Consider the following 22,195-nt stretch of genomic DNA (forward strand, 5'->3'; position numbering starts at 1 on the left):
TGAACGCCAACGAGGTCATCGCGAATCGGGCGCTCGAACTGCTGGGATACCAGCGTGGTGACTACCACCACCTGCACCCCGTCGAGCACGTCAATCTGGGCCAGAGCACCAACGATGTGTACCCGACCGCCGCCAAGATCGCGGTGATGGCCGAGCTGAGCCGGTTGCACAGTTCGCTCGCCGGGCTGGGCGACGCCTTCACCGCGAAGGCACTCGAGTTCGCCGATCACATCAAGATGGGCCGGACCCAACTGCAGGACGCTGTCCCGATGACATTGGGACAGGAGTTCGGCACCTACGCCACCATGATCGCCGAGGACATCGCCCGCCTTGACGAGACATCCGTCTTGGCCACCGAGATCAACCTCGGTGGCACCGCAATCGGCACCGGGCTCAATGCCCACCCGGACTATGCCCGCCTTGCCTGCACAGCATTGCGGACGATCACCGGCATCAATGTGGTGACGGCTGACGATCTGGTGGAGGCCACCCAGGACACCGGTGTCTTCGTCCAGATCTCCGGCGTGGTCAAACGCGCGGCGGTCAAACTGTCGAAGGTCTGCAACGACCTGCGGCTGCTGTCCTCAGGTCCGCGCGCCGGCCTCGCGGAGATCAATCTACCTGCAGCACAGGCTGGTTCGTCGATCATGCCGGGCAAGGTGAATCCGGTCATCCCCGAAGTCGTCAGTCAGGTCGCATTCGAAGTGATCGGCAATGACATGACGATCACCATGGCCGCCGAGGCCGGACAGCTGCAACTGAATGCGTTCGAACCGGTGATGGTGCACAAGCTGCTTCAGTCGATCAGCCATCTCGCCGCCGCCGCCGACACCCTGGCCATCCGGTGCGTCCCGCACATCACAGCCAACGTCGAGCACATGCGCCAGAGGGTGGCGAGCTCGATCGGCCTGATCACCGCGCTCAACCCGCACATCGGCTACGTCGCCGCGTCGAAGTTGGCGGCGCTCGCATCGACCTCGGACCGCAGCGTCGTTGAACTCGCCAATCGACTCGGGCCTGCTTGACCGCGAGCAGCTGCAGGAGATCCTGCGGCCGGCGAACCTGGTGCGGCCGAATCGCCGTGACCCGTTGCTTGCGCGGTAAATGTATTCAGCGTATGCATACACCATGACCGCGAGCCCACTCGCCGAGGAGGCCGCCAACAACCCCGATCGGATCGCCGACACCCTCCGTTCCGCGATCGTCGACGGAATCTTTCCCCCAGGGCATCGGCTTCTGCAGACCGACCTCGCCGCACAATTCGGCGTGAGCCGAATCCCGCTGCGGGAGGCGATCCGCACGCTTGTGGGCGAGGGTCTGGTCCGCAGCGAGCCCGGCCGGGGCAACTTCGTGGCGTCCCTGGACCTGGCTGAAGTCAACGAGATCTACGACCTGCGCAAGCTTGTCGAGCCGAGCTTCGCCGAACACGTTGTGCTGCGGGTGTCGCGGGCCGATGCCGCGCACCTCAGGAGCATGGTCGAACGGATGGACCACATTGAGGAGCTCGGTGCCGAGGGCTGGTCACAGGTGAACTTCAGATTCCATCTCGACATGTACCGTCTCGCAGCGCTTCCGATCCGATTCGATGTGATTTCACGCCTCTACCACCAGCTCGAACCGTACTCGAGGTTCTACGTTCACAGCACCCACGCGCTCGACCGTGTGCAGGCCGAACACAAGGCCATGGTCGCGGCGCTCGAAGCGGGCGATTCCGAGCAGCTGGCCACTCAGATCCGCGCCCATATCGACGGCGGTCAACAGGGCTTGCGGGCCGCGTGGACGGACTTCAACGGCAAGGTCTGATCACCCGCCGTCCGGCATCAGTCAGTCCTCGACGGCCGCTGGCCATCGTTGCTTGGCAGTTGATGTATGCGCGCTATGTGTTCGGCCGGATCAGAAGCCGCCGAAATCCCCACCGCCGAAATCGAAGCCGCCGCCGTCAAAGCCACCACCGTCGAAACCGCCCGCGTCCGCGCCGCCGTCGAAGCCACCACCGTCCGCGCCGTCCATCCCGCCGTCCTGCCCGGCCGCCAACCCGTCGGCGTAGCCGTCACCGTAACCGCTCTCGAAACCCTGTGCCCCGTAGTGGACCCCGTGCATACCGGAGAACAACGCGTCGAACAGCAACACCGATCCCAGCCCCCATGCGCCGGCCACCAGCGCGGGCTTCCACCACGGTTCGGAGTACCAGCCGGCAGGCACCGGGCGCCCGGCCACCCGGCCGCCCGGGTAGTAGTTCGGGGTGCGCTGCGACGGCGCGGGCGAGGCCTCGATGTCACGGCCCTCGAAGTTGATCTGCCGGTCCTCGGTGACCGAACCCGCCGACCGTTGGCCGGCCAGCGATTCGAGTTCGGGGCCGGGATCCATACCCATCGCGGTGCGGGCCGCACGCACGTAGTACAGGCCCTCGATCGCGCTCTCTCTGGCCAGCGCGGCCTGCTTGGGCGTCGTGGCCTGGTCGATCTGCGAGGACGCCGCGGTGTAGCGCTCCGAGGCGTCGGCCATGGCCTGTTTGGACGCATCGTCGGTGCCGGTCAGGTTGAGCACCTGGCCGCCGAGGCGTTCGATGAGGCGGCGCGCTTCGGCCTTGGCGTCGGCCAGGGATTCCGCCGAGCGGCGGCCATTGGCCTTCGACGAGCTGTAGACGGCGAAGGCCACCGCGGCGATGACAAGGATGATGAGTACCAGCACGACGCTGTTCATGGCTCCCAGCGTACCTACAGGAAACGATGCCGCCGGGGCCGCGAACGGCCGTCAGATTACGCCGAGAGCGGAGTAGACCTCGTTGGACAGCGCGACCGTGCGTGGGTCCGCATTGCACTTGGTGGCGTCGAAGTAGTTCATCACGTAGGCGTATCCGATCCGGTGCTCCAGGTCGACGAACGCGAACGAGCCTCCGGATCCGCCATGGCCGAATATGCGCCGGTTGGGCCCGGCCACCCCGCGCTGGTTGAGCATGTAGCCCAGGCCCCACCCGTGATCGGCGACGCGCGGCCCCAGCACCACATCGTTGTCGAAGCCGCCCTGCGAGATCCGGCACAGCTCCATCTGTTCCCGGCTGAGCAGCTTCTCCTGGGCCAGGGCGTTGTAGAACGTCGCCATCCCGAGCGCCGATACGTGCGCGTTGGTGCTCGGGAATTCGGCCGAGCGCCATGCATCGATCGCGTGCACGCCGAGCTCGTCGTCGGGCACCGAGTTCATCGACACGGCCCAGCCGGCCATCGGGTGATCGCCGAGGGTCTCCGGCGGCCAGCTGATGTCGTTGTCGGCGACCAGGCCGCGCACGCTCGGTTTGTTCACCATGTCCGCGCAGCGGTGATGGTCGGCGGCGGGCAGCCCGATGTGGACGTCGATGCCGAGCGGCTCGGCGATCTCGGTGCGCAGGTAGTGGCCGACCGTGCGGCCGGTGATGCGGCGGATCACCTCGCCGAGGATGAATCCGAAGGTCACGACGTGATAGCCCTGGGCCGAGCCGGGCGGCCACCACGGGTCGGCCGCCGCGATCCGCTCGCACACCCCGTCCCAGTCGGTGACGTCGCGCCAGCTCATCGGTTGTCGGGGGCCGATCACCCCGGAGCGGTGGCCGAGCACCATGGCCACCGTGATGTCCTGTTTGCCGGCCTGGGCGAACTCCGGCCAGTACCTGGCGACCGGTGCGTTCAGGTCGATCTCGCCACGGTCGGCGAGCAGGTGCACGCAGGTGCTGGTGAGACCTTTCGACCCGGAGAAGACGCTGGCCAGCGTGTTCTCCCGCCACGGCCGGGCCGCGGCTTCATCGGCGTGGCCACCCCACAGGTTGACCACCAGATCACCCTCGACCCACACCGCGACGGCGGCGCCGACCTCGCCGCGGTCGGTGAAATTACGGGCGAAGGCCTCGCGCACACCGTCGAATTCGGGCAGGCAGCGGCCGTCGATCGCCACGACAGCCTGGTCCTTCACCGATCCTCCTCGGCCGCATCATCGATAGTGCGGCTCCTGCGCTCCGAACTGGCGCTCACGAAAACGCTGGTGAACACCAGTCCAGACGATGCTAGATGCAACTGCTACCTGCATCGATATGCGCGATCCGATCGTTACCGGGTCGGAGCCGGAACGAGGCCGCTCACAAAATCCACGGGAACGCCCCGTACATCGGGAAATTGTCGACGAACGGCGGCGAGTCGTTGATCTGCGCATTTCCCGGCGACATGCATTCGCTGCCCGCGGCTGTGCTGGTGCAGGTCTGCGGAGCCGGGGCGATGTGCTGACTTGCGATGGGTGTGGCGGCGACGGGCGCGGCCTGCGCGATGGGTGCCAATGCGATGGCTACCGCACCGGCCGCCGGGACAATTGCCGTCACCAGACGGATCTTCATCATCTCTACCTCCAATAGCCTGAAAAGGCGCTATTTCTTGCGATATTCAATTGTGAAAGGCTGCGTGGGCTAGATCGGCATCCGATATCCGAAATATTCGTGGTCCTCGTTGTAACCGCCGTGACCCCATCCGACGTCTTTGAAACTCTCGACGAATTCGATCGCCGCGATCCATTTGACTTGTTTGAAGCCGAGTTCGCGTTCGTTGCGCAGACGCAGCGGCGCGCCGTGGGCCTCGCCGAGCGGCGCACCGTTCATCTCGTATGCCAGCAGGGCCAGCGGGGCGCGCATGTGCTCGATCCGATGGCAGTCGTAATAGCGACCGGTGTCCGGCTCGGGCCCGTCGGAGAACGAATAGAACACCACCCACCGAGCCGTCGGCAACGGCTGCACGATGTCGAGGATGTCCCGCATTCGGACGCCACCCCATTTGGCCACACCGGACCAGCCCTGAATGCAGAAGTGCTGGGTGATCTGCTCGTGTTTGGGCAGCGCCAGCAGCGCCGCGTAGGAAAGCTGCGCCGGGTGGCGCACCAGGCCCTCGATCCGCAGTGTGTAGTCCGCCCAGCCGGATTGCCGAAGGCGGTGGTACTCGGCCGATGCCGGCGGACGACCGTTGGCCCAGTGGTAGGGGGTGATGTCCCGCTCGCGATACGACGCGGTCGGCTGCATGCGCTCCATCAGCGCCTTGGCCCAGCCGACGACGAACCGGCCGGTCTTCTGCACCAGGCGCGGGTACCTGAGCGTGACCGGCGTCGCAATCAGCCACAACACCGTGACGACGGCGAGTGCTGTCGCGAATATCGCGATGGCCCAATAGGAATGGCTGTCGGTGCCCAACGTGATGTGGTTCAGGTTCCCCACCGCGCCGGTGGCCAGCACCATGGTGACGTGACCGGCGACGAAGGCCAGCATCCAGACCAGAACTGCGAAGTGGATCGTCCTCGCGACCTGCCGGTTCAACGGGCCGCGCCCGGTGCCGAATCGGGCCGCCACGGCGGGCGCCTGCAGCAGGCCCGTGACCAGAGCCAGTGGCGCGGCGACGAATACGGTGACGAAGTAGGCGAGCAGCTGCAGCCCGTTGTAGTTGGTGAAGCCCTCGTTGGCGGGGAAGTTCAACGAGGCGTACTGAATGGCTGTCGACAGCGCATTCGGGAACACGCTCCACGACTCGGGGACCAGGCGCCGCCACTGGTCGGTGCTGAAGAGCAGCACGTAGAAGATCACCCCGTTGAGCAGCCACAGCAGATCGAAGCCGAAGTGCCACCAGCGGGCCAGTCCGATCGAGTGGCTGAAACCCGGAATCCCCAGCCATTTCGGCAGGGTCACCGCATCGTCCTTGGAGGTCCAGATCCGTCCCGGGTTCTGCTTGTCCATGCGGTCGGCCGGGACCTCGTCGCGCATCCGCAGCCATTCGGTGCCCGGTTTGCATCCGGAATTCAGATAGAGCCGCGGATGGTCGGCCAGGATCTGCAATCCCGACCTCATGATGAACATCATGAAAACGATGTTGAAGAAATGCTGCCAGCGCAGCCAGGCGGGAAAGCCGTCGGTCACCGCGGGTGCGAAGGTCGCCGAGGTCCCCGGGTAATGTGCGATGAAATTCTGCATCCACCCGTAGGTCCGCAATTGCTGGGCCACGGCGACGACGACGAGGAGCCCGACGAGGCCGATCGCCACCAGCCACAGACTATTGACCCAACGGCTTCCGAATCGTAGGGACGGCCATTTGGCCGGAACCTGGGTTATTCCGCCGGCGAACTCCGCGACGTCGATCCGGTCTCGAAAAGGCGGCCGTGGTTGGTGCTGGTCGAGCAGGGTCCGCAGTGGCTGCGGGGTGGGTCGAATTCGGGTGGAGAGTTTCCCGTCGGCCATTGTTCGACCTCCTCTGATCGCGTTTCGGAACCGTCATTGGGAGGAACGTGGTGACCCTGTAGAAGGCATGCGAGTCGGGTAGCGATCCGCTGAATACTTGCGAAGAATCCGCTGAGCCGTGGTATCCGGCGGGGCAGGTCCGGGACGCCGCCGTCGCATTTATGCCATTAGCTGATGGCAACGTGGGTCCGGGCGGGGGCGCAAGCCCCCGACATGACGAAAACCGCCCGGTCAGGGCGGTTCGTGGAGCGGGCGACGGGAATCGAACCCGCGTAGCTAGTTTGGAAGTTTTATACCCATGCGGATGGGCAATGTGTTCGCGCTGGTGGGGATAGGCGCGAATCGGGCCGGACCAGCGCGAACCGGCGCGAACCGGGTCGGTTGGGACGGAGCGCTACTGGTAGAGCAAACGCGCAGTTGGCGGTACAGGCGCGGTACGGAGCGAGTGATTCGAACGCTTGCGCGAAGCATAAGGCGCGAGCGCTGACGACAGTCCGGCTGAGGAGGGTTGCGAACCGACCGGACGGCCGCCAGCGCTCGCTGGGATGGGTGGCTAGAATGTGCCGCGCTGTGGGCTAGGTGGGCAGCTCACGACCGGGTGCGTCGTCGGTGGGCGGAGTAGTGCCCCGGTAGCGTCCGCCTTGGCTAGGCGGCAGGTCGCGGTACTGCTCGGGTTCCAGGCCGGGGCCGTGGCAGAATTCGCTTCCGCCGGGGATGGCGTTCGGATCGGAGGGCATGACGGACCTACACCGGGATCGTGGTGGGGGCTTCGTAGTCGCCCGAGGCCTTGACCTGGAAGACGCACGCCGCGCCGCGATGTCGGGTGCCCACGCCGAACGTCCTCTGATAGAAGGCATCCTGCAGCGGGTACCGACCGCCGCCCGGGATCACCCGCAGCCCTTGGTAGTTGGTGTTGGTGTGCTGCCGAACAGCGATCGGGTTGTTGCTGGAGTTCGCCCCGCCACTCGCCACGACCGCCACGTAACCGGTAGGCACGTAGTCGTGGGCGATGACCCAGGCGCGTCCGTAGCTGCCGAGCACCGGCAGGTTCTCGTACGCGGCGGGTGCCTGTGCGCCGATGATAGTTTCGTCGGTGAGGAATGCGGGAGCGTTGGTGCTGGGGACGAAGTCGAATTTTGCCTTTGGGCCGCTGGTGCGTGATTCGACGTTCGCCCGCCATCCGGCGATGTAGTCGGCTTCGGTGGTGTTACACAGCACGAGCAGCTGGCTGCCAGCAGACACGCCGTAGCCGTGTTCGGTGACGTGGTTGATGGCGTCTTCGACGTCGGCGGAATCGATTTGGGCGTTGCCGCTCACGAAGTAGTGCGTGTGCGACGAGTCGAAGGTTTTGCCCATGTACGGGGGAGGGACGACGCTGTCGGTGCCGTTCCAGAGGCCGAAGACCCGTTGGCTGAGCTCATTTGCACCCTCGCTGGGGTCGAAGAGCCGTCGCAGGATGGTGCCGTTGATGAGCTTGTTGTCGGCGGTCATGATGTTATTGGCCTGTGCGAGAATCTGCTCAGCAGTGCTGTCCCGCAGAAACTTCCATGTAAACGCGGCACGCGAATCGTAGTCCTTGAGCGTGTAGCCCAGCGGGAGCGCCAGCGCCGGAACGCGTGCTGCCTCCGGCACGCCGAACTCCGATGCCTCTTCCAGGGATTCGTTGGCGATGCCCTGCGGGATGGCGTCGGCGGCGTTGGTCGTCCAGTAGCTCAGAACTCGGGTCAGCGCTGAACGCTGTTGATTCCAAACCTCATTCACCTCCGCGATCTGTCCCCAGATCGTGTTGAGGTCGACGCCGTCTTTGGAGTGGCTAACTAGGACATCGCCTTTGGTGTTGTAGCCGCGAGATTCCCGGCCAGACAAACCGATTGATTCGAGTGCCGCCAGGAAGCTCGGGCTGAGAGTGGTGCGCATCGTAACTCCTATACAGGTTGTCGAATTGCGTTATCGCGCATTCGCCTTCGCGGTAAACGCTACTCCCGCCGCGCAGTGCAAGCTACAGAATGTCTTGTCTGCAAACGGTATTGGTACGTCGTTGCTCTTTGCGTGAACGCTTTTGATACGGAACTGGCGTAAAATATGTAGTCAGTTACCCAGTGAAGCCCCGCATTTGGAGGAACTCTCGAAGTGTCCCGAATCTATACCGCACCCGACCCGCCACCGGGTCTGCATCTCTCACCGGTACCCAACATCCGCAAAGCGGACGCTGCGGCGCAGTGGATTACCGACACGCTCGGTATCCCGGTGTCCGCGCGGTACATCCGCGTCAAGACCAACGAGCGACAAATCCGGTACCACCTGATCCAGGGCGTCCGGCATTACTCCTCACAAGCTCTATACGACTTTGTCATGCAACAAGAGAAGGAAGCAGAATGAGCGCGCACGATCAAGACGACGAATGCCGGGGCGGTGGCTTCGACTTCAACGCATTGCCGGCCTCGGAGCGGCAAGCGTGGCGGCGTCGCGCTAACGCGCGGCGGCGTGGCTACCCCGGTTACCGACCTCCTCCGCTGGGCAGTATCGGAAATCCGGTTGGTGAGTTAGGCGGCGCGCCGCAAGACGGAATCGACTACGTCTCGGACGATCTGAACGAGCAACGAATCTACGGAATTCTGCAACTCGATTGGCTGCCCAGCGGTGTGGTCCGTAACGATGCGGCCGCTGAACAGGTCGCCGCTGCTATCCGCGAGGGCGAGCGGTGGGATGATCGTCGCCGGTTCCGTTTGAACGACGTCGCCGTCCGAGCGAAGGTGCGCGATACGTTGGACGCGGTGAGAGCTGTGCGAGCACTGAACCCGAGTGCAGAGGAGTTCATCGCGCCACAGATCCCCGACACCCTCCCTGGCGATTCCGACGCCTCTGTCGCTGCAGTTCCGCCGCAGTTTGACCCGGATCATCCCGCGAGCTGGTACGGGTTGTTCGGTGTCATCGCCGGCAAGCCCGGTCGGGTGCATGCGTTCCGCGCGGGCTACACGCCCGACCGCTGGCTCGTTGAGGAAGTCGGCGGGGGCGTCGGATGCCAGTGGCACGGGCCGACCTGCCTCGACTTCACGCGCACCGGTCTCACGTTCAGCTCGGGGCAGTGGCTCGTTCTGGTGCCCACCTGCAATTCGTGTGGCGAGTGGCTACTTCAAGTCCCGCGTGAGCAGTTCTTCGTGGGATGGGTGTCGGCCTGACGCCGCCCTACCCGAACTGAATGCCGAGACCCGCCCAGGCTGACCTGGGCGGGTCCCGTTGTGGAAGTCGTGCGAGTCGTCGCGTAGCTCTACACACCCTCGTCAAAAAGTGCGCCGGTAAGACGTTGTGATCCCGGGACTCGCTCGCCGCACACACCTCCGCCAGATACGGTACTCCGGGCTGAGGGACTTCCTGGCTCCCGTGACACTAGATCGGCCGTAGGGACCCGGAAAGGTGGGCGCTTCGGTCTGCGGCACGATTGGCGGGCATTCTGGCGGTCGCCCATTGCGCACACGGTCTGGCGCTGATACGCTGACCGCACAACTGCATATCTACATCGCTTGCAAAAAGTCCAAGGGTCTACCGCCTCGAGCTCGAGAGGCCGTGCACGAACCCACCCGGGCACAACGCGATCGGAGTAGCCAACCTCCCAAGGACTCATACTCGCGACGACAGATACTAGGGGCACTCCGGAAAGACATCTCGCCTGCACAACAGTGCAGAACGGGGTCGCTTTCCGGGGTGCCTTTTCGTTGCCCGGAAAGCGATTGCGTCGTCAATCACCTTGGAAGGGAACGAAATTATGGGATATGTACCTGTCGCAGGGACGCGATACGACTTCATGGACGACGGCCACAAAATAGTGGCCAAGACTCTTGAGGCTGACGGTATGGAAGATGTTGATGCAGAGTGGCTACCGGCCGAAGAAAGAGACGAACTTCCAGACCTGGAATCCATCGTGATTCGGGGGTGCGGCTGCTCGACGCAGGCGTTGGAGTCGCTACGTTCGGCGCTGAGCATGGTCACTTTGCAACTAGCGAAACGGAATCCGGAGTGTTACGGACCGTTCTCATTCGAGTTGAAGGTCACCGTCACAGACGGAACGCTGGTCCTCTAACTGACCGACGATGCGAGTCCGGCGGTGCGGTGAGAGCGCGCCGCCAGCTTGTCGCGTCTGCAATCTTTCGACATATTGCGTTGCTGCACAGAAACTCTCGTGAGAACACTGCCGAGGTACGTTTAGCGCTGACTGGCGTACGTTAAATGGAGTAATGACACCAATTGTGCTGCTGCACAAAAGAGGAGAACTGCAATGGAGGATTCCGGTGGCCTCATCGGCCACATTCACGACGCCGAACTCGGGGACGTCTTGGTGCTGCGCAGGCCGCACCTGCCGAGTATGACCGTCGAAATGGCTGCGGAATGGCTAATCGATCAGGGTATTCCGACGATGACGGTCGGGACGATCACCAAAGCGCGGCATCGTGGCGAACTCAAGTCCACGGTGATCGGTCGCAATGCACTGTATTCGGAACATGACCTATTGGGCTGGATCCAGGGTCGTCACGCCAACAGTGAGGAGCATTTCGCCAAGCGCAGCAAGGCTATTCGAGAGGGCAAAGCTGCTCGGAAGAAGGCTGGGCGGTGACTCGCCAGGAAGGCAAAGAGCCGGGGCTGAAACCTCGCCAGCCGCCCCGGCTCTCCGCTACCTCAGAAGGAGTACACCGTTGTGAAGGAGTACGGCGTTGATTCTACCTCTTAGCCCGGACCAGCAGTCCGAGGCAGTGTTGAATAACGGATCTTCTCAGCAAGATTCGACTTCGAGTTTCCTAGTGTGGTTGGTGCAGTCAGGCATCACCCTGTCCGGGCGTGAGTCCGACGATGAGGGGCGGCTTCGTCCTCGGACGCGTCGCGTTCGTGAGAAGAAGCGAGTTGCTAATCATGCAGATGGTCAGCGGCACTTGACTATCCCCGACGTTTCGGGAATGACGTCGGGCCAGGCAGCCTTGGCATACGCCGAACACGGTTGGTATGTGCTACCCGTGCAATCTGGGACAAAGAATCCGGGGAGCGTAGTCGGCGGAAATTGGGACAAAAGGTCAACTCGGCGCACAGAAAAGATCACCAGATGGTGGGCGACGAATCCCGACTACGGCATAGCCCTGCATGCCGGGCGCAGTGGTGCAGTCATTTTCGACTACGACGAAGCCGACCTACAGACGATCAACGATCTTGCTGTCGCCGAGCAGTGCCCGGGATTGACGGGCGTCGCGGAAGCGTTGCGTTCTGCCGGAGCGATACAGAACACCCGTACGTCTGGCGACCGTGGCCACTACTTGTTTGCCGTTGGGCCAGGCGAGCATTACGGCAACGGCGCAGGCGCATTTGCGCGTGTGGGCCAGGTGCGTGGGCGAAATGGCGTCATCATCGTCGCGCCGTCGGTCCATGAGAAGGCCGACACTGAGAGCGGTAGCTATTCGTGGCGCAAGACCGGCGAGTTGACCTCGCTGCCAGCAGTCCTGCGAGAGTGCTTGTCGGCGCCAGGTGAGCAGGCCGATCCGAAAACACCGTACGAGGTCGAAGAGTTTCTGGCCAGTCATACGAGTGGCGGACGTGAGTATGCAATCAAAGGTCCTCTGGCCGAATTTGTCCCCGAGCCGGGGCGTCGGCACGACTCAATGCGTGACGCACTGTGCTGGGGGTTCCGTGAGGCAATTGCCGGCTGCTATCCGGCGCAGCGCATCCACGATGCACTGAAAGACGAATGGGTCAACTCAACGGCCGGTGGCAGGGTGGAGGAGTTCAAGCGACTCGCGGCATGGGCGAGTGCACAGGCTGAGCTTTCCGACCCGGCGGAGACGTTGGAGCGTCTGGACCGCAACGTGTGGCCGTCGCCCAACACACCGCTGCTGGTGGCAAGCGCTGTCATGGAACGTCAACGTGCACAAGGACAACCACTGCTGTTCTGGCGAGAGAGTTGGTATCGGTACGTCGGCAACCACTACGACGATCTCGATGAAAGGGCACTACGCAAACACCTTTCGGACATGCTCAGCACTGCTCGCTATATCAACAAAGAGGGGTTGCAGGTGCCGTGGAATCCGCGGCCTGCGAGCCTCAAAGAGCTGGTGGAGACTTTGGCATTGGAGTCTCTGGTCGACAAGGATGTTGAGCCAGCGAGCTGGATCGACGGTCGCAAACATCTCGTAATTCCCTGCAGTAATGGTCTTCTGAGAGTCAGAGACCACATGTTCCTCGACCACGATCCAGCCTACTTTAGCCTGCATTGTCTGGGGTTCGACTATGATGCCAGGGCGAGTGCGCCTCGGTGGCTTCAGTTTCTGGACGAAGTGTGGCCTGGTGACGGAGACGCGCATGCGTTGTTGCAAGAGTGGTTCGGGTATGTCCTGAGCGGGCGAACCGATCTGCACAAAATGTTGATGTTGATCGGGGTTACCCGGTCGGGCAAGAGCACGATCACCAAGATTCTCGACCGGCTGGTCGGCCCGGCCAACTGTGCATGGATTACGGCGGAGACCCTGGTTAGCAGATTCGGTTTGGCGCAGCTCGTCGGTAAGCCGCTCGCTGTGTTTGCCGACGAGCGAATGACCGTGCGCGGCAACGAAGCGGTCGGCAGAATCCTCGCGATCACCGGCGAGGATGCGGTGCCGATCGAGGTCAAGTTCAAGGAGGCCTACAGCGCGCGACTGCCGACGCGGCTGATGTTCTGCAGTAACGAAGTACCGACGCTGCCTGATGCTGCCCGTGCGATCAACAACCGTGTGCTGAGCCTGCACATGGATGTGTCGTGGCTTGACCACCCGGACCAAGACCCCGACCTCGTCAACAAACTCGTACTGGAACTCCCCGGCATTTTCAACTGGGCCTTGGAAGGGCTAGCGCGACTGGACGCTAACGGCGGCCATTTCACCCAGGCTCATAGTGCTGACCGTGTGGGTGAACTATTGCGGGCCGGGGCGTCGCCGCTGCGGGAGTTTGTCGATGAAAGGTGCGTATTGGCCCCGGAGAACCGGGTTGCTAAGGAGGTCTTGTATGGCGAGTGGAAGCTGTGGGCCGAGGCCAACGGAAGGCTCCCCGGGAGTAGCGCCGACCTCGGCAGGAAGATTTTCGCCGCGTTTGGAAACCAGATCGGCCAAGGAAAAGTTGGTCCACGCGGTCAACAGCGACCCGCGTATCGCGGAATTGATCTGCGGGACGATGACTTCCACGACGGCATAAGGAGGAAACGATGATGTGGGTCGGTAGGGGAGGTCGTAGGGGAGGTCGTAGTGGGGGCGTAATAGGGGCACGGGCAGTGCTTCTACCAGCTGGTATTAGAGGAGTAGGGGAGGTATCTCTTTACCCTAGAGGGAATTTTAAGAGGGGAGACAGGAATAGCGGAGAAGAGGTAGCGAGAAATATAAAAGAGAGTTACGACTCGCTGCCCCCGCTACTCCTCTACTACGCGCAGGTAGCACCCTGTTTTTCCACCCCCAATACTTGGGGGTTCTCCCACAATACCAACCCCCAATACCGGGGAGTAGCCCGGTTACGGCCTGTCTGAAGGTTTTGGAAAGAAGGAGGTTTCGACGAATGAGCGATGAGTTGGCCGATGAGGTTGGGGGTTTGGAATCGGGCGATGTGGAGACCGAGGAGGTGTCGGACGAGCACAGCGAGCACCATTCGAAACCACAACCAGTGAAGATGGCGAAATACACCGAGCCGTGGTGGGAACCGCGCAACAACGCGGGGCGGTGCATCGCGCACCGGAAGAACGGCAACCGCTGCCAGAAGCCCGCGATGGAGGCTCAACGCGTCTGCGGTACGCACGGAGGCCGCGCACCCCAGGCCAAGCGCAAAGCGCGCCAGCGTCTTGAAGAGGCTGCGGACAGAATGGCCCGAGAGCTGTTGAAGCTCGCTGTTGATGATGACGTGAGCGATGCGGTGAAGCTGGCGGCCATTCGGGATGCTTTGGACCGTGCCGGACTCCGCGCTCCCACGCAGGCTGAGGTGACCGTGGCAGCGGCCGGACCGCAGCCCTGGGAGGGCGTCGTAGCGGGTATTGGCACGATGACCCGCGCCGAAAGCCGCGCCGCACGCGGCGTCCCCGACAGTCCGCCTGCCCTGCCTCCGGGCGTGGTGAGGGGCGGTCCTCCGACCGAGGGCGAGATCGTTGACGCCGAGATCGTGCCCGACCCACACGTACGTCGGCCTGATTTGTCCGCTGGCGGACCTGCGTGGGCTGAGGCAGGGAATGTACCGCCCGGCCATTCTCAGTCAGGCAGGGGAGCTGACGGGCGATCTCCCGGTACGGGGCTGATGACGATGGCCGAGGCTAACGAACACCTGGCACGACAGGAGCGCGCCTACAACAAGCGCAACGATCCGCGCAGGTAGTTGTGTAGTGCGAATTGCAAACTCGGACAGCGGTATTCGCCGACACGTAAGTTCTGACGGTGGCGTAGATTTCGGGGCGGAAGGCGTAACCGTCCGGTTAGGCCCCGAAACGTGAAGGGAGACAGCGCATGGGAGAGCCGAATGTGCTGATGCTGGGCTACAGCCGTGTGAGCACCGAAGAGCAGGCCAACAGCCGGAACGGGCTGGAAGCTCAACGACACGCCATCGAGGCCGACGCCGATCGCCGGGGGTGGTTGGTCGAGCACCGCGCAGACGAGGGTGTGAGCGGCAAGGTCATCGGACCGGAACTGCTGGATATGTTGCAGTTGTTGGCTTCTGGGCAAGCGGATGGCCTCATAGTTGCGAAGCTAGATCGGCTCTCCCGGTCAATTGTCAACGCCGCGAACATTATTGAATCGGCCCAGCAACAGGGCTGGTCCCTCGTCGCGCTTGACCTGGGCGTGGACCTGACCACTGCCGCTGGGCGGATGGTCGCCCACAATATGATGAGCTTCGCGCAGTATGAGCGTGAGCTGATCTCTGAACGTACCAAGGCCGGGCTTGCCGCCAAGAAGCGCCGAGGTGAGCACATTGGCCGTCCCCGTCTCGCCAAGCCGGGTGTGGTGCGGCGGATTGTCATGGACCGCAACGCGGGCCTGAGCTTCGGCCGGATCGCCGAAGCCCTGGAGGCCGAGGGAATTCTCTCGCCTGCTGGCCGACCGACCTGGCAGCCGTCCACCGTCCGCCGAATCTACAACGCGGCCGAGGCGTCCCCTGTGGCGGTGAGTGCGTGATGTCGAACGGGCGTAGGCACCGCGACCCGCGTTACGACCGGGTCGATTCCGACAGCCTCCGTATCCAGCTTGACCGCGAACGGGCCGCACGTGACCGCAGAGCTGTGGCATTCGAACAGAAGTTCTTCGAGGCCACAACCCGTGACCTGCTGCCGCCCACGACACCGGACGAGGTTCCAAAGCCGAGCCTTGGCGGCGCGACCACGTTGCCGCCGGTGACCTTCACCGACGCTGAGCTGGAGAGGTTCTAGTTATGGCGTCTGTGGAGAAGCGTCAGACCGCCAGGGGCGCAACGAGCTACATCGTGAAATGGCGGACGCCCGACGGTAAGCACCGTACCCGTGGCGGGTTCACCACCAAGAAGGCCGCGCGAGCCTACGCGGCGCGCGCTGAGGAGGCGCGGACGCGAGGTGCGGCGTTTGATCCTGCGGCGGGGAAGCTCCTGTTCCGGGAGGCTGCACAGGCGTGGCTCGCCAGTCGTCATGACCTCAAGGAGACCACCCGCGCTGCTTACGCCGACGCCCTGGCTCCGACGTCCACCGAGGGGCCTACCGCCACGGTCAAGCGGCACAAGCGGCTCGCGAACCTTCGCATCGACAACACCTTCGGCGAGTACCCAATCAACAAGATCACTCGCGACCAGATCAGCGAGTGGGTGGCGAGGATGAGTGCGGCGGGTAAAGCCCCGAGCACCGTGCGGAATGCGTACTTCCTCGTGAAGCAGGTGCTCGGGCAGGCTGTGGCGGATGGACGGCTGGACTCCAACCCGGCGGACTACGTGAAGCTGCCGACTGATCACAACACCGGCCGCGCAGCTACCCACGACGACCCCGATCAGTTCCTCACCGCCGCTCAGGTTTCCGCGCTCGTAGCGGCGACGCCCTGGCCGTACAACGTCCTGGTTCACCTGGCGGCGTGGTCAGGGTTACGCGCGGCTGAGTTGGCGGGTTTGCAGGTAGGTGACGTGATTCTGCCACCGCCGAGCGTCAACCCGAACGCCCGTCCCAAGCCCGGTCAGGTGAGCGTGGAGCGGACAGCAGTCTGGTTCGCGCCGAAGGATCTCGACGACAAGTCGCCTCATTGGAAGTACGTCACCCCCAAGACCAAGGGCTCGCGGCGTAAGGTGCCGCTGCCCGCTGCGACGACGGCCGTGCTGCGGGATTACCTGGCTGTGCACCCGCGCCGGAACGAGCCGACTGCCCCGCTGTTCCCGAGCGTGGCGCTGATCCCGCAGAAGCCCACCGGGGTACGGACCACGCCCGCCAAGCAGGACCGCGTGGCGAGCGAGCTCACCGTACACAGCACCGCTTCACAGGTTGCTGTGGTCCCTGCCGAGTTGCCGGCCGAAAGTGGTCCGGTTGCCCCCGGAGAGGCTCAGCAGCTCGTAGCGACCACCGAACACCCTGTGACCGACGAGGTAGCCGAGACCTCGAACCAGAAGGCTCTCCGGCAGGCGTCTACCCTGGCGGACTTGACGGTGGGGGAGGCTGTGGCACGGCTTCGGTTGGACTGGGGCGTGCCGCTCCGCCACGCCACGTTCTACAAGGCGGTGTATCGGCCTGCGGTGCTGCGGGCGAATCGGATTGCAACCGACACCGACGACCGATGTGCACTACTACCGGCCGGGGTGTCGTGGCACGCGCTGAGGCATACCTACGCGTCTCTGTGCATCGCGGCAGGGCGGCCACCGTTGGAGATCGCCCGGTTCATGGGCCACGCCAAGGTCACCACGACGCTGACGGTGTACGCGCACCTGTTCAACACCGACGACCACGCCGAGGCGATGGGTGCTCTGGATGCGATGGCGGCCGCACCGGTCTACGGGGAGAACGTTGTGCCGCTGAGGGGTTAGGCAGGTTCGATGAGCTTCTTGGACTCCACATACTGCTCACCGGGGATCGTTATGCGAATCAGAGAGCCGTTGTCGTGTACGTAGTGTTTTTGCTTGAGCCGGGTCAATGTCGAGGACATATTCGATTTCGCGCTCTTGGCTGTCATCCAGTCTTGTAGTTCGGCGCGGCTCGCCCCTGTGGCTCCCCGCCAGTACAGCAAGGTCATGACTTGATCTGGCTGGGACATGTCCTTCAGAAAGACTGGGAAATCGTCGAACATCTGCATCGCTGGAATCTCTTTGGCGACAAGATCTTCGATGAGGGATTGAGCTTGATCGGAGGTGACGTTGTGGTAGAGCCGCACCAACTCGGCGAGTACCCAGTCCATCGAATGGATGATGAAGGTTGCGTCTTGACGGCTAGGGTCGATCCCGTCCGCTAGGTGGGCGATGTTCCGCTTGTTGCGGATGTCGTAGATCGCGCGGAGTGTGCGAGGAATATGGAACCGAACGCTGTCAGCCGCTTGTGTTTGGCTCTCCAGCTGGTTCACCAGCGTTGGCACTCGGGTGAGGGTCGTACCGAGGGGCGTGAATTGCCCCGTAGTTTCCCACTGGAGGATGCGGAACGCTGCCTCCGAGAAACGGCCTCCCTCAACAGCGCTCGGCCGCAGATCATCTAGATGATAACGACGCTTGGCTTCTGAGTAAGCGTCCAGCAGATCGGACACGACGGCAGCGGGCAAGCTCGCTGCAAGAAATCCTGCCTCGACCAGTGCGAGACTGCCGGTTGCGCTCAATCGACGTTGACTCCGAGCTTCCTTAAGGTCTCGGCGGAGGACTTGACCAACGGTTCTCTGACCTTCGCCTTGGTGTTTGTTCCCGTTCCAGTAAGCATCAGATCGGGTATCAGACCGAGGTTGCGCTTGAGATTCTGGTCAATGCAGCTCAACCGCTTGCACTCCTCTGAACAAATCGCCAGTTCAATTTCGTTCTCGTCGTTGTAGTAGTGGCGCGCGAGGATGATCAACAAGGAAACGACCTTTTGCGCCTTAGATGTGACGCTGGGGAGCTGGGACGTCTTTAGGGCGATACGGGGAGCATCGTCGTGGATGTCGATGAATCTAAGTAGAGCTTCCGTGCTGATCCCGGTTGCATTGCTCATCGTCTCGTAGAAGGCCGCTTCCGTCTTGGCGCTTCCACTCGACGCACCCGTACTGGAACCTGATGCAACTGAGCTGTTCGATGTACCCGAGGCGTCGCCTGACCCTCGAGCGGGTGAAGGGGTCGTGATCGGGGGTTGCGCGATCGAGGGTGCATACCCGTAAAGGTCGACGGCGCGATTGAAGGCGATCTCTTGCATCTCATCGGGGACGCCAGAGTCCTGGACTGCTTGCCAGGCGTCCCTAAGTACCTTTGCCACGTCCACTGCGACCGACCTGCCTTTCGTGCCCGGATGCGATTCACGCTACGAGGCTCGGCGGCGCAGACGAGACCGACACGCCGTGCGCGGGGTGGCTCTGGGGGAGCATGAGAAACACCAGTAACTCCATGCTCAGGAGCCTCATGGAGAGTGTGTTGCGCGCCCGAGTCGGCTGGCGATGTGCACCCAAGTGGCGGTACGGGCGCGGTACAGGAAAGGCCGCCGAACTCCTGTTCGACGGCCTTTGCGCTGGTAGCTGGTGGAGCGGGCGACGGGAATCGAACCCGCGTAGCTAGTTTGGAAGACTAGGGCTCTACCATTGAGCTACGCCCGCATGTGCAGCACCAGCACTGTACCGGTGCGCCCCGAACCAAATCCAATTGAAGGGCCCGTGTCGCCAGCACGTAGTATCTCGCGTGGTCCGTTCGCCGGCTTCGGCGTGCGGCCGACGATGCACACGGGGTGTAGCGCAGCTTGGTAGCGCATCCGCTTTGGGAGCGGAAGGCCGCAGGTTCAAATCCTGTCACCCCGACTCGCCCGCCAGTACGACAGAACTATCTAGGAGCACAAGAGTGAAGAGCACGGTCGAGCAGTTGAGCCCCACGCGGGTGCGCATCAATGTGGAGGTGCCCTTCACCGAGCTTGAGCCCGATTTCGACCGCGCGTTCAAGGAGCTCGCCAAGCAGGTCCGGCTGCCCGGATTCCGCCCCGGCAAGGCCCCGCGCAAGCTGCTGGAGGCCCGCATCGGCCGTGGCGCCGTGCTGGAGCAGGTGGTCAACGACGCGCTGCCGAGCCGCTACAGCGAGGCCGTCACGACCTCCGATGTGAAGCCGCTGGGCCAGCCTGAGATCGAGATCACCAAGCTCGAGGACAACGAGGAGCTGGTGTTCACCGCCGAGGTCGATGTTCGTCCGGAGATCGAGCTGCCCGACTTCGAGGCGCTCAAGGTCACCGTGGACCCGATCGAGGTGTCCGATGACGAGGTCGACGCCGAGCTGCAGTCGCTGCGCGCCCGTTTCGGCACCCTGACCGGGGTCGAGCGCGGTGCGCAGGAGGGCGACTTCGTCTCGATCGACCTGTCGGCCACCATCGACGGCACCGAGGTGCCCGAGGCGTCCACCGAGGGGCTGTCCCACGAAATCGGTTCCGGTCAGCTGATCGAGGGCCTCGACGACGCCATCAAGGGCCTCAAGGCCGACGAGTCCAAGGTGTTCACCACCAAGCTCGCCGCCGGTGAGCACGCCGGCCAGGATGCCGAGGTGACCGTGACCGTCAAGTCGGTCAAGGAGCGTGAACTGCCCGAGCCCGACGACGACTTCGCCCAGCTGGCAAGCGAATTCGACACGATCGACGAGCTCAAGAGCAGCCTGGTCGATCAGGTGCGCCGGGCCAAGAACGTGCAGCAGGCCGAGCAGATCCGCGATAAGACCATCGAGGCGCTGCTGGAGCAGACCGAGGTTCCGTTGCCGGAGAAGGTTGTTGAGGCTCAGGTCGACGAGACGCTGCACAACGCGATCCACGGCCTCGACCACGACGAGGACAAGTTCGCCGAGGCGCTGACCGAGCAGGGCAGCAGCCGCGAGGAGTTCGACGCCGACAACCGCTCCGAGGCCGAGAAGGCCGTCAAGACCCAGCTGCTGATGGACGCGGTCGCCGACAAGCTCGACATCCAGGTCGGGCAGGAGGACCTCACCGAGCGCCTGGTGCTGATGTCGCGCCAGTACGGGATCGAGCCCCAGCAGCTGATCCAGATCCTGCAGCAGAACAACCAGCTGCCCGCGATGTTCGCCGACGTCCGGCGCGGGCTGACCGTCGCGGCCGTGGTGCACGCGGCGACCGTGACCGACACCGACGGTGCGGTGGTCGACACCACCGAGTTCTTCGGGCCGCCGGCGCGCGAGGACGCCGCCGACACCGACACCGACACCACCGAAACCACCGATGCGGACGCTGCCGACGCCGATGAGGACACCGACGCCGACGAGGCCGACGACACCGCCAAGTGACGCTGTGAGCGAACGCGGGCCCGTACGGGAGTGCACGGCCGCTCAGGTTGGTTAGTGTCGTCGTAGGACCAATGCGTTTCCAAAGACGTAGAGAGAAAGCAGGTATCCAGTCGTGACTGACATGCGTGGCGCCGGGCAGGGGCTGAACCTTGTCGACTCGGTGTACGAGCGACTGCTCTCCGAGCGCATCATCTTCCTCGGTTCCCAAGTCGACGACGACATCGCGAACAAGCTGTGCGCGCAGATTCTGTTGCTGTCGGCGGAGGATCCGACCAAGGACATCCACCTCTACATCAACTCGCCCGGCGGCTCGATCAGCGCCGGTATGGCGGTCTACGACACCATGGTGCTGGCACCGTGCGATATCGCCACCTACGCGATGGGCATGGCCGCCTCGATGGGTGAGTTCCTGTTGGCCGCGGGCACCAAGGGCAAGCGGTACGCCCTGCCGCACGCCCGGATCCTGATGCACCAGCCGCTCGGCGGCGTGACCGGCAGTGCTGCCGATATCGCGATCCAGGCCGAGCAGTTCGCGGTCATCAAGAAGGAGATGTTCCGGCTCAACGCGGAATTCACCGGGCAGACGATCGAACGCATCGAAGCCGACTCCGACCGCGACCGTTGGTTCACCGCACAGGAGGCGCTCGAGTACGGGTTCGTCGACCACATCATCACCAGCGCCAACATCAACGGAGTCAAGCCATGACCGATCTGACCCATCCGTCGCTGGATCCGCGGGTTCAGCCGCAGGCGCGCTACATCCTGCCGTCGTTCGTCGAGCACTCCAGTTTCGGCGTCAAGGAGTCCAACCCGTACAACAAGCTGTTCGAGGAACGCATCATCTTCCTCGGTGTCCAGGTGGACGACGCCTCGGCCAACGACATCATGGCGCAGCTGCTGGTGCTGGAGGGCCTGGACCCCGACCGCAAGATCACCTTGTACATCAACTCGCCCGGCGGCTCGTTCACCTCGCTGATGGCGATCTACGACACCATGCAGTACGTGCGGTCCGATATCGAGACCGTGTGCCTGGGCCAGGCCGCATCGGCCGCCGCGGTGCTGCTCGCGGCCGGGACGCCGGGCATGCGGATGGCGCTGCCCAACGCCCGGGTGCTCATCCACCAGCCCGCACTGTCCGGAGTGATCCAGGGCCAGTTCTCCGACCTGGAGATCCAGGCCGCCGAGATCGAACGGATGCGCACGCTGATGGAGACGACGCTGGCGCGCCACACCGGTAAGGATGCCGAGCAGGTCCGCAAGGACACCGACCGCGACAAGATCCTCACGGCGACCGAGGCCAAGGACTACGGGATCATCGACACGGTGCTGGAGTACCGCAAACTGTCGGCGAAGTCGGCCTAGTTCACCGATTCGGCACGGCTCCCGGGTGCCCGGGGCCGTGCCGAATCGTTTCGTGACGCAGGCCAGGACTTCGGCAGCGGCCGGGTTTCCGGGCGCACGGTATCGTGGTATGCGGCTGACTTCATGGTTTCGGCGCTGTTCTGTGATCGGGTCTTTACCGCGACCGCGACACGCCAGGACACAGTCAGCGTG

Annotated in this window: 21 protein-coding genes, 2 tRNA genes and 1 pseudogene; 15 read left to right on the forward strand and 9 right to left on the reverse strand. The window is 63.5% G+C overall.

Annotated elements, in window-relative coordinates; all coding sequences use genetic code 11:
* Nucleotides 1–1,104: pseudogene (locus tag ACWDTP_RS19225) on the forward strand (aspartate ammonia-lyase); the annotation flags it as partial.
* Between the two features lie 24 nt (nt 1,105–1,128).
* Nucleotides 1,129–1,803, forward strand: a complete 675-nt coding sequence (locus ACWDTP_RS19230; protein WP_450022573.1) for a GntR family transcriptional regulator — start codon at nt 1,129–1,131, stop codon at nt 1,801–1,803.
* A 90-nt stretch (nt 1,804–1,893) separates the two neighbouring features.
* Here ACWDTP_RS19230 and ACWDTP_RS19235 read toward each other — a convergent pair whose 3' ends face one another.
* From ACWDTP_RS19235 to ACWDTP_RS19260, 6 genes are all read right to left on the reverse strand, one after another.
* The gene (locus tag ACWDTP_RS19235) at nt 1,894–2,703 is read right to left on the reverse strand and encodes a DUF1542 domain-containing protein (protein ID WP_450022575.1); all 810 of its coding nucleotides are present in this window, start codon (nt 2,701–2,703) and stop codon (nt 1,894–1,896) included.
* A 51-nt stretch (nt 2,704–2,754) separates the two neighbouring features.
* On the reverse strand, nt 2,755–3,942 hold the full coding sequence (locus ACWDTP_RS19240; protein WP_450022577.1) for a serine hydrolase domain-containing protein: 1,188 nt from the start codon (nt 3,940–3,942) through the stop codon (nt 2,755–2,757).
* A gap of 163 nt (nt 3,943–4,105) precedes the next feature.
* Nucleotides 4,106–4,357: a hypothetical protein gene (locus tag ACWDTP_RS19245; protein WP_450022579.1), complete on the reverse strand. Its 252-nt coding sequence runs from the start codon at nt 4,355–4,357 to the stop codon at nt 4,106–4,108.
* Between the two features lie 69 nt (nt 4,358–4,426).
* Complete coding sequence (locus ACWDTP_RS19250) at nt 4,427–6,232, reverse strand: molybdopterin-dependent oxidoreductase (RefSeq protein ID WP_450022581.1); 1,806 nt, start codon at nt 6,230–6,232, stop codon at nt 4,427–4,429.
* Nucleotides 6,233–6,807: 575 nt separating this feature from the next.
* Nucleotides 6,808–6,969: a hypothetical protein gene (locus ACWDTP_RS19255; RefSeq protein WP_450022583.1), complete on the reverse strand. Its 162-nt coding sequence runs from the start codon at nt 6,967–6,969 to the stop codon at nt 6,808–6,810.
* 7 nt (nt 6,970–6,976) lie between these two features.
* Nucleotides 6,977–8,149, reverse strand: a complete 1,173-nt coding sequence (locus tag ACWDTP_RS19260) for a hypothetical protein (protein WP_450022585.1) — start codon at nt 8,147–8,149, stop codon at nt 6,977–6,979.
* Between the two features lie 213 nt (nt 8,150–8,362).
* On the opposite strand from ACWDTP_RS19260, the gene ACWDTP_RS19265 reads away from it, so the two are divergent.
* From ACWDTP_RS19265 to ACWDTP_RS19305, 9 genes are all read left to right on the forward strand, one after another.
* Nucleotides 8,363–8,611 (forward strand): hypothetical protein, encoded by a 249-nt coding sequence (locus tag ACWDTP_RS19265; protein ID WP_450022586.1) that lies wholly within the window; start codon nt 8,363–8,365, stop codon nt 8,609–8,611.
* Nucleotides 8,608–9,411, forward strand: coding sequence for a hypothetical protein (locus tag ACWDTP_RS19270; protein ID WP_450022588.1), 804 nt, complete (start codon nt 8,608–8,610; stop codon nt 9,409–9,411). Before ACWDTP_RS19265 ends, ACWDTP_RS19270 begins: the two co-directional genes overlap by 4 nt.
* A 623-nt stretch (nt 9,412–10,034) precedes the next feature.
* On the forward strand, nt 10,035–10,310 hold the full coding sequence (locus ACWDTP_RS19275) for a hypothetical protein (RefSeq protein WP_450022590.1): 276 nt from the start codon (nt 10,035–10,037) through the stop codon (nt 10,308–10,310).
* 195 nt (nt 10,311–10,505) lie between these two features.
* The gene (locus tag ACWDTP_RS19280; RefSeq protein WP_450022592.1) at nt 10,506–10,841 is read left to right on the forward strand and encodes a hypothetical protein; all 336 of its coding nucleotides are present in this window, start codon (nt 10,506–10,508) and stop codon (nt 10,839–10,841) included.
* A 337-nt stretch (nt 10,842–11,178) separates the two neighbouring features.
* Complete coding sequence (locus tag ACWDTP_RS19285; protein ID WP_450022593.1) at nt 11,179–13,446, forward strand: phage/plasmid primase, P4 family; 2,268 nt, start codon at nt 11,179–11,181, stop codon at nt 13,444–13,446.
* A gap of 340 nt (nt 13,447–13,786) precedes the next feature.
* A complete protein-coding gene (locus tag ACWDTP_RS19290) occupies nt 13,787–14,590 on the forward strand; it encodes a hypothetical protein (RefSeq protein WP_450022595.1) in 804 nt (267 codons plus the stop codon).
* A 128-nt stretch (nt 14,591–14,718) separates the two neighbouring features.
* On the forward strand, nt 14,719–15,384 hold the full coding sequence (locus ACWDTP_RS19295) for a recombinase family protein (RefSeq protein ID WP_450022597.1): 666 nt from the start codon (nt 14,719–14,721) through the stop codon (nt 15,382–15,384).
* Nucleotides 15,384–15,635, forward strand: a complete 252-nt coding sequence (locus ACWDTP_RS19300) for a hypothetical protein (RefSeq protein ID WP_450022599.1) — start codon at nt 15,384–15,386, stop codon at nt 15,633–15,635. The genes ACWDTP_RS19295 and ACWDTP_RS19300 overlap by 1 nt, the downstream gene beginning before the upstream one ends.
* A 2-nt stretch (nt 15,636–15,637) precedes the next feature.
* Nucleotides 15,638–17,236: a tyrosine-type recombinase/integrase gene (locus tag ACWDTP_RS19305; RefSeq protein WP_450022601.1), complete on the forward strand. Its 1,599-nt coding sequence runs from the start codon at nt 15,638–15,640 to the stop codon at nt 17,234–17,236.
* Here the strand turns inward: ACWDTP_RS19305 and ACWDTP_RS19310 are convergent.
* From ACWDTP_RS19310 to ACWDTP_RS19320, 3 genes are all read right to left on the reverse strand, one after another.
* Entirely contained in the window at nt 17,233–18,012 is a 780-nt protein-coding gene (locus ACWDTP_RS19310; protein WP_450022603.1) for a hypothetical protein, read from the reverse strand. The genes ACWDTP_RS19305 and ACWDTP_RS19310 overlap by 4 nt on opposite strands.
* A complete protein-coding gene (locus ACWDTP_RS19315; RefSeq protein WP_450022605.1) occupies nt 18,009–18,575 on the reverse strand; it encodes a hypothetical protein in 567 nt (188 codons plus the stop codon). The genes ACWDTP_RS19310 and ACWDTP_RS19315 overlap by 4 nt, the downstream gene beginning before the upstream one ends.
* A 320-nt stretch (nt 18,576–18,895) precedes the next feature.
* Nucleotides 18,896–18,969, reverse strand: a tRNA-Gly gene (locus ACWDTP_RS19320).
* A 124-nt stretch (nt 18,970–19,093) separates the two neighbouring features.
* Between ACWDTP_RS19320 and ACWDTP_RS19325 the strand changes: the two genes are divergently transcribed.
* From ACWDTP_RS19325 to ACWDTP_RS19340, 4 genes are all read left to right on the forward strand, one after another.
* Nucleotides 19,094–19,167, forward strand: a tRNA-Pro gene (locus ACWDTP_RS19325).
* 40 nt (nt 19,168–19,207) lie between these two features.
* A complete protein-coding gene (gene tig, locus ACWDTP_RS19330) occupies nt 19,208–20,641 on the forward strand; it encodes a trigger factor (protein ID WP_450022607.1) in 1,434 nt (477 codons plus the stop codon).
* 121 nt (nt 20,642–20,762) lie between these two features.
* Nucleotides 20,763–21,347, forward strand: a complete 585-nt coding sequence (locus tag ACWDTP_RS19335) for an ATP-dependent Clp protease proteolytic subunit (RefSeq protein ID WP_450022625.1) — start codon at nt 20,763–20,765, stop codon at nt 21,345–21,347.
* The gene (locus ACWDTP_RS19340; protein WP_450022609.1) at nt 21,344–22,003 is read left to right on the forward strand and encodes an ATP-dependent Clp protease proteolytic subunit; all 660 of its coding nucleotides are present in this window, start codon (nt 21,344–21,346) and stop codon (nt 22,001–22,003) included. Before ACWDTP_RS19335 ends, ACWDTP_RS19340 begins: the two co-directional genes overlap by 4 nt.
* The last annotated feature ends 192 nt before the right edge of the window (nt 22,004–22,195 follow it).

This window comes from Mycobacterium sp. NPDC003449, from assembly GCF_053588415.1.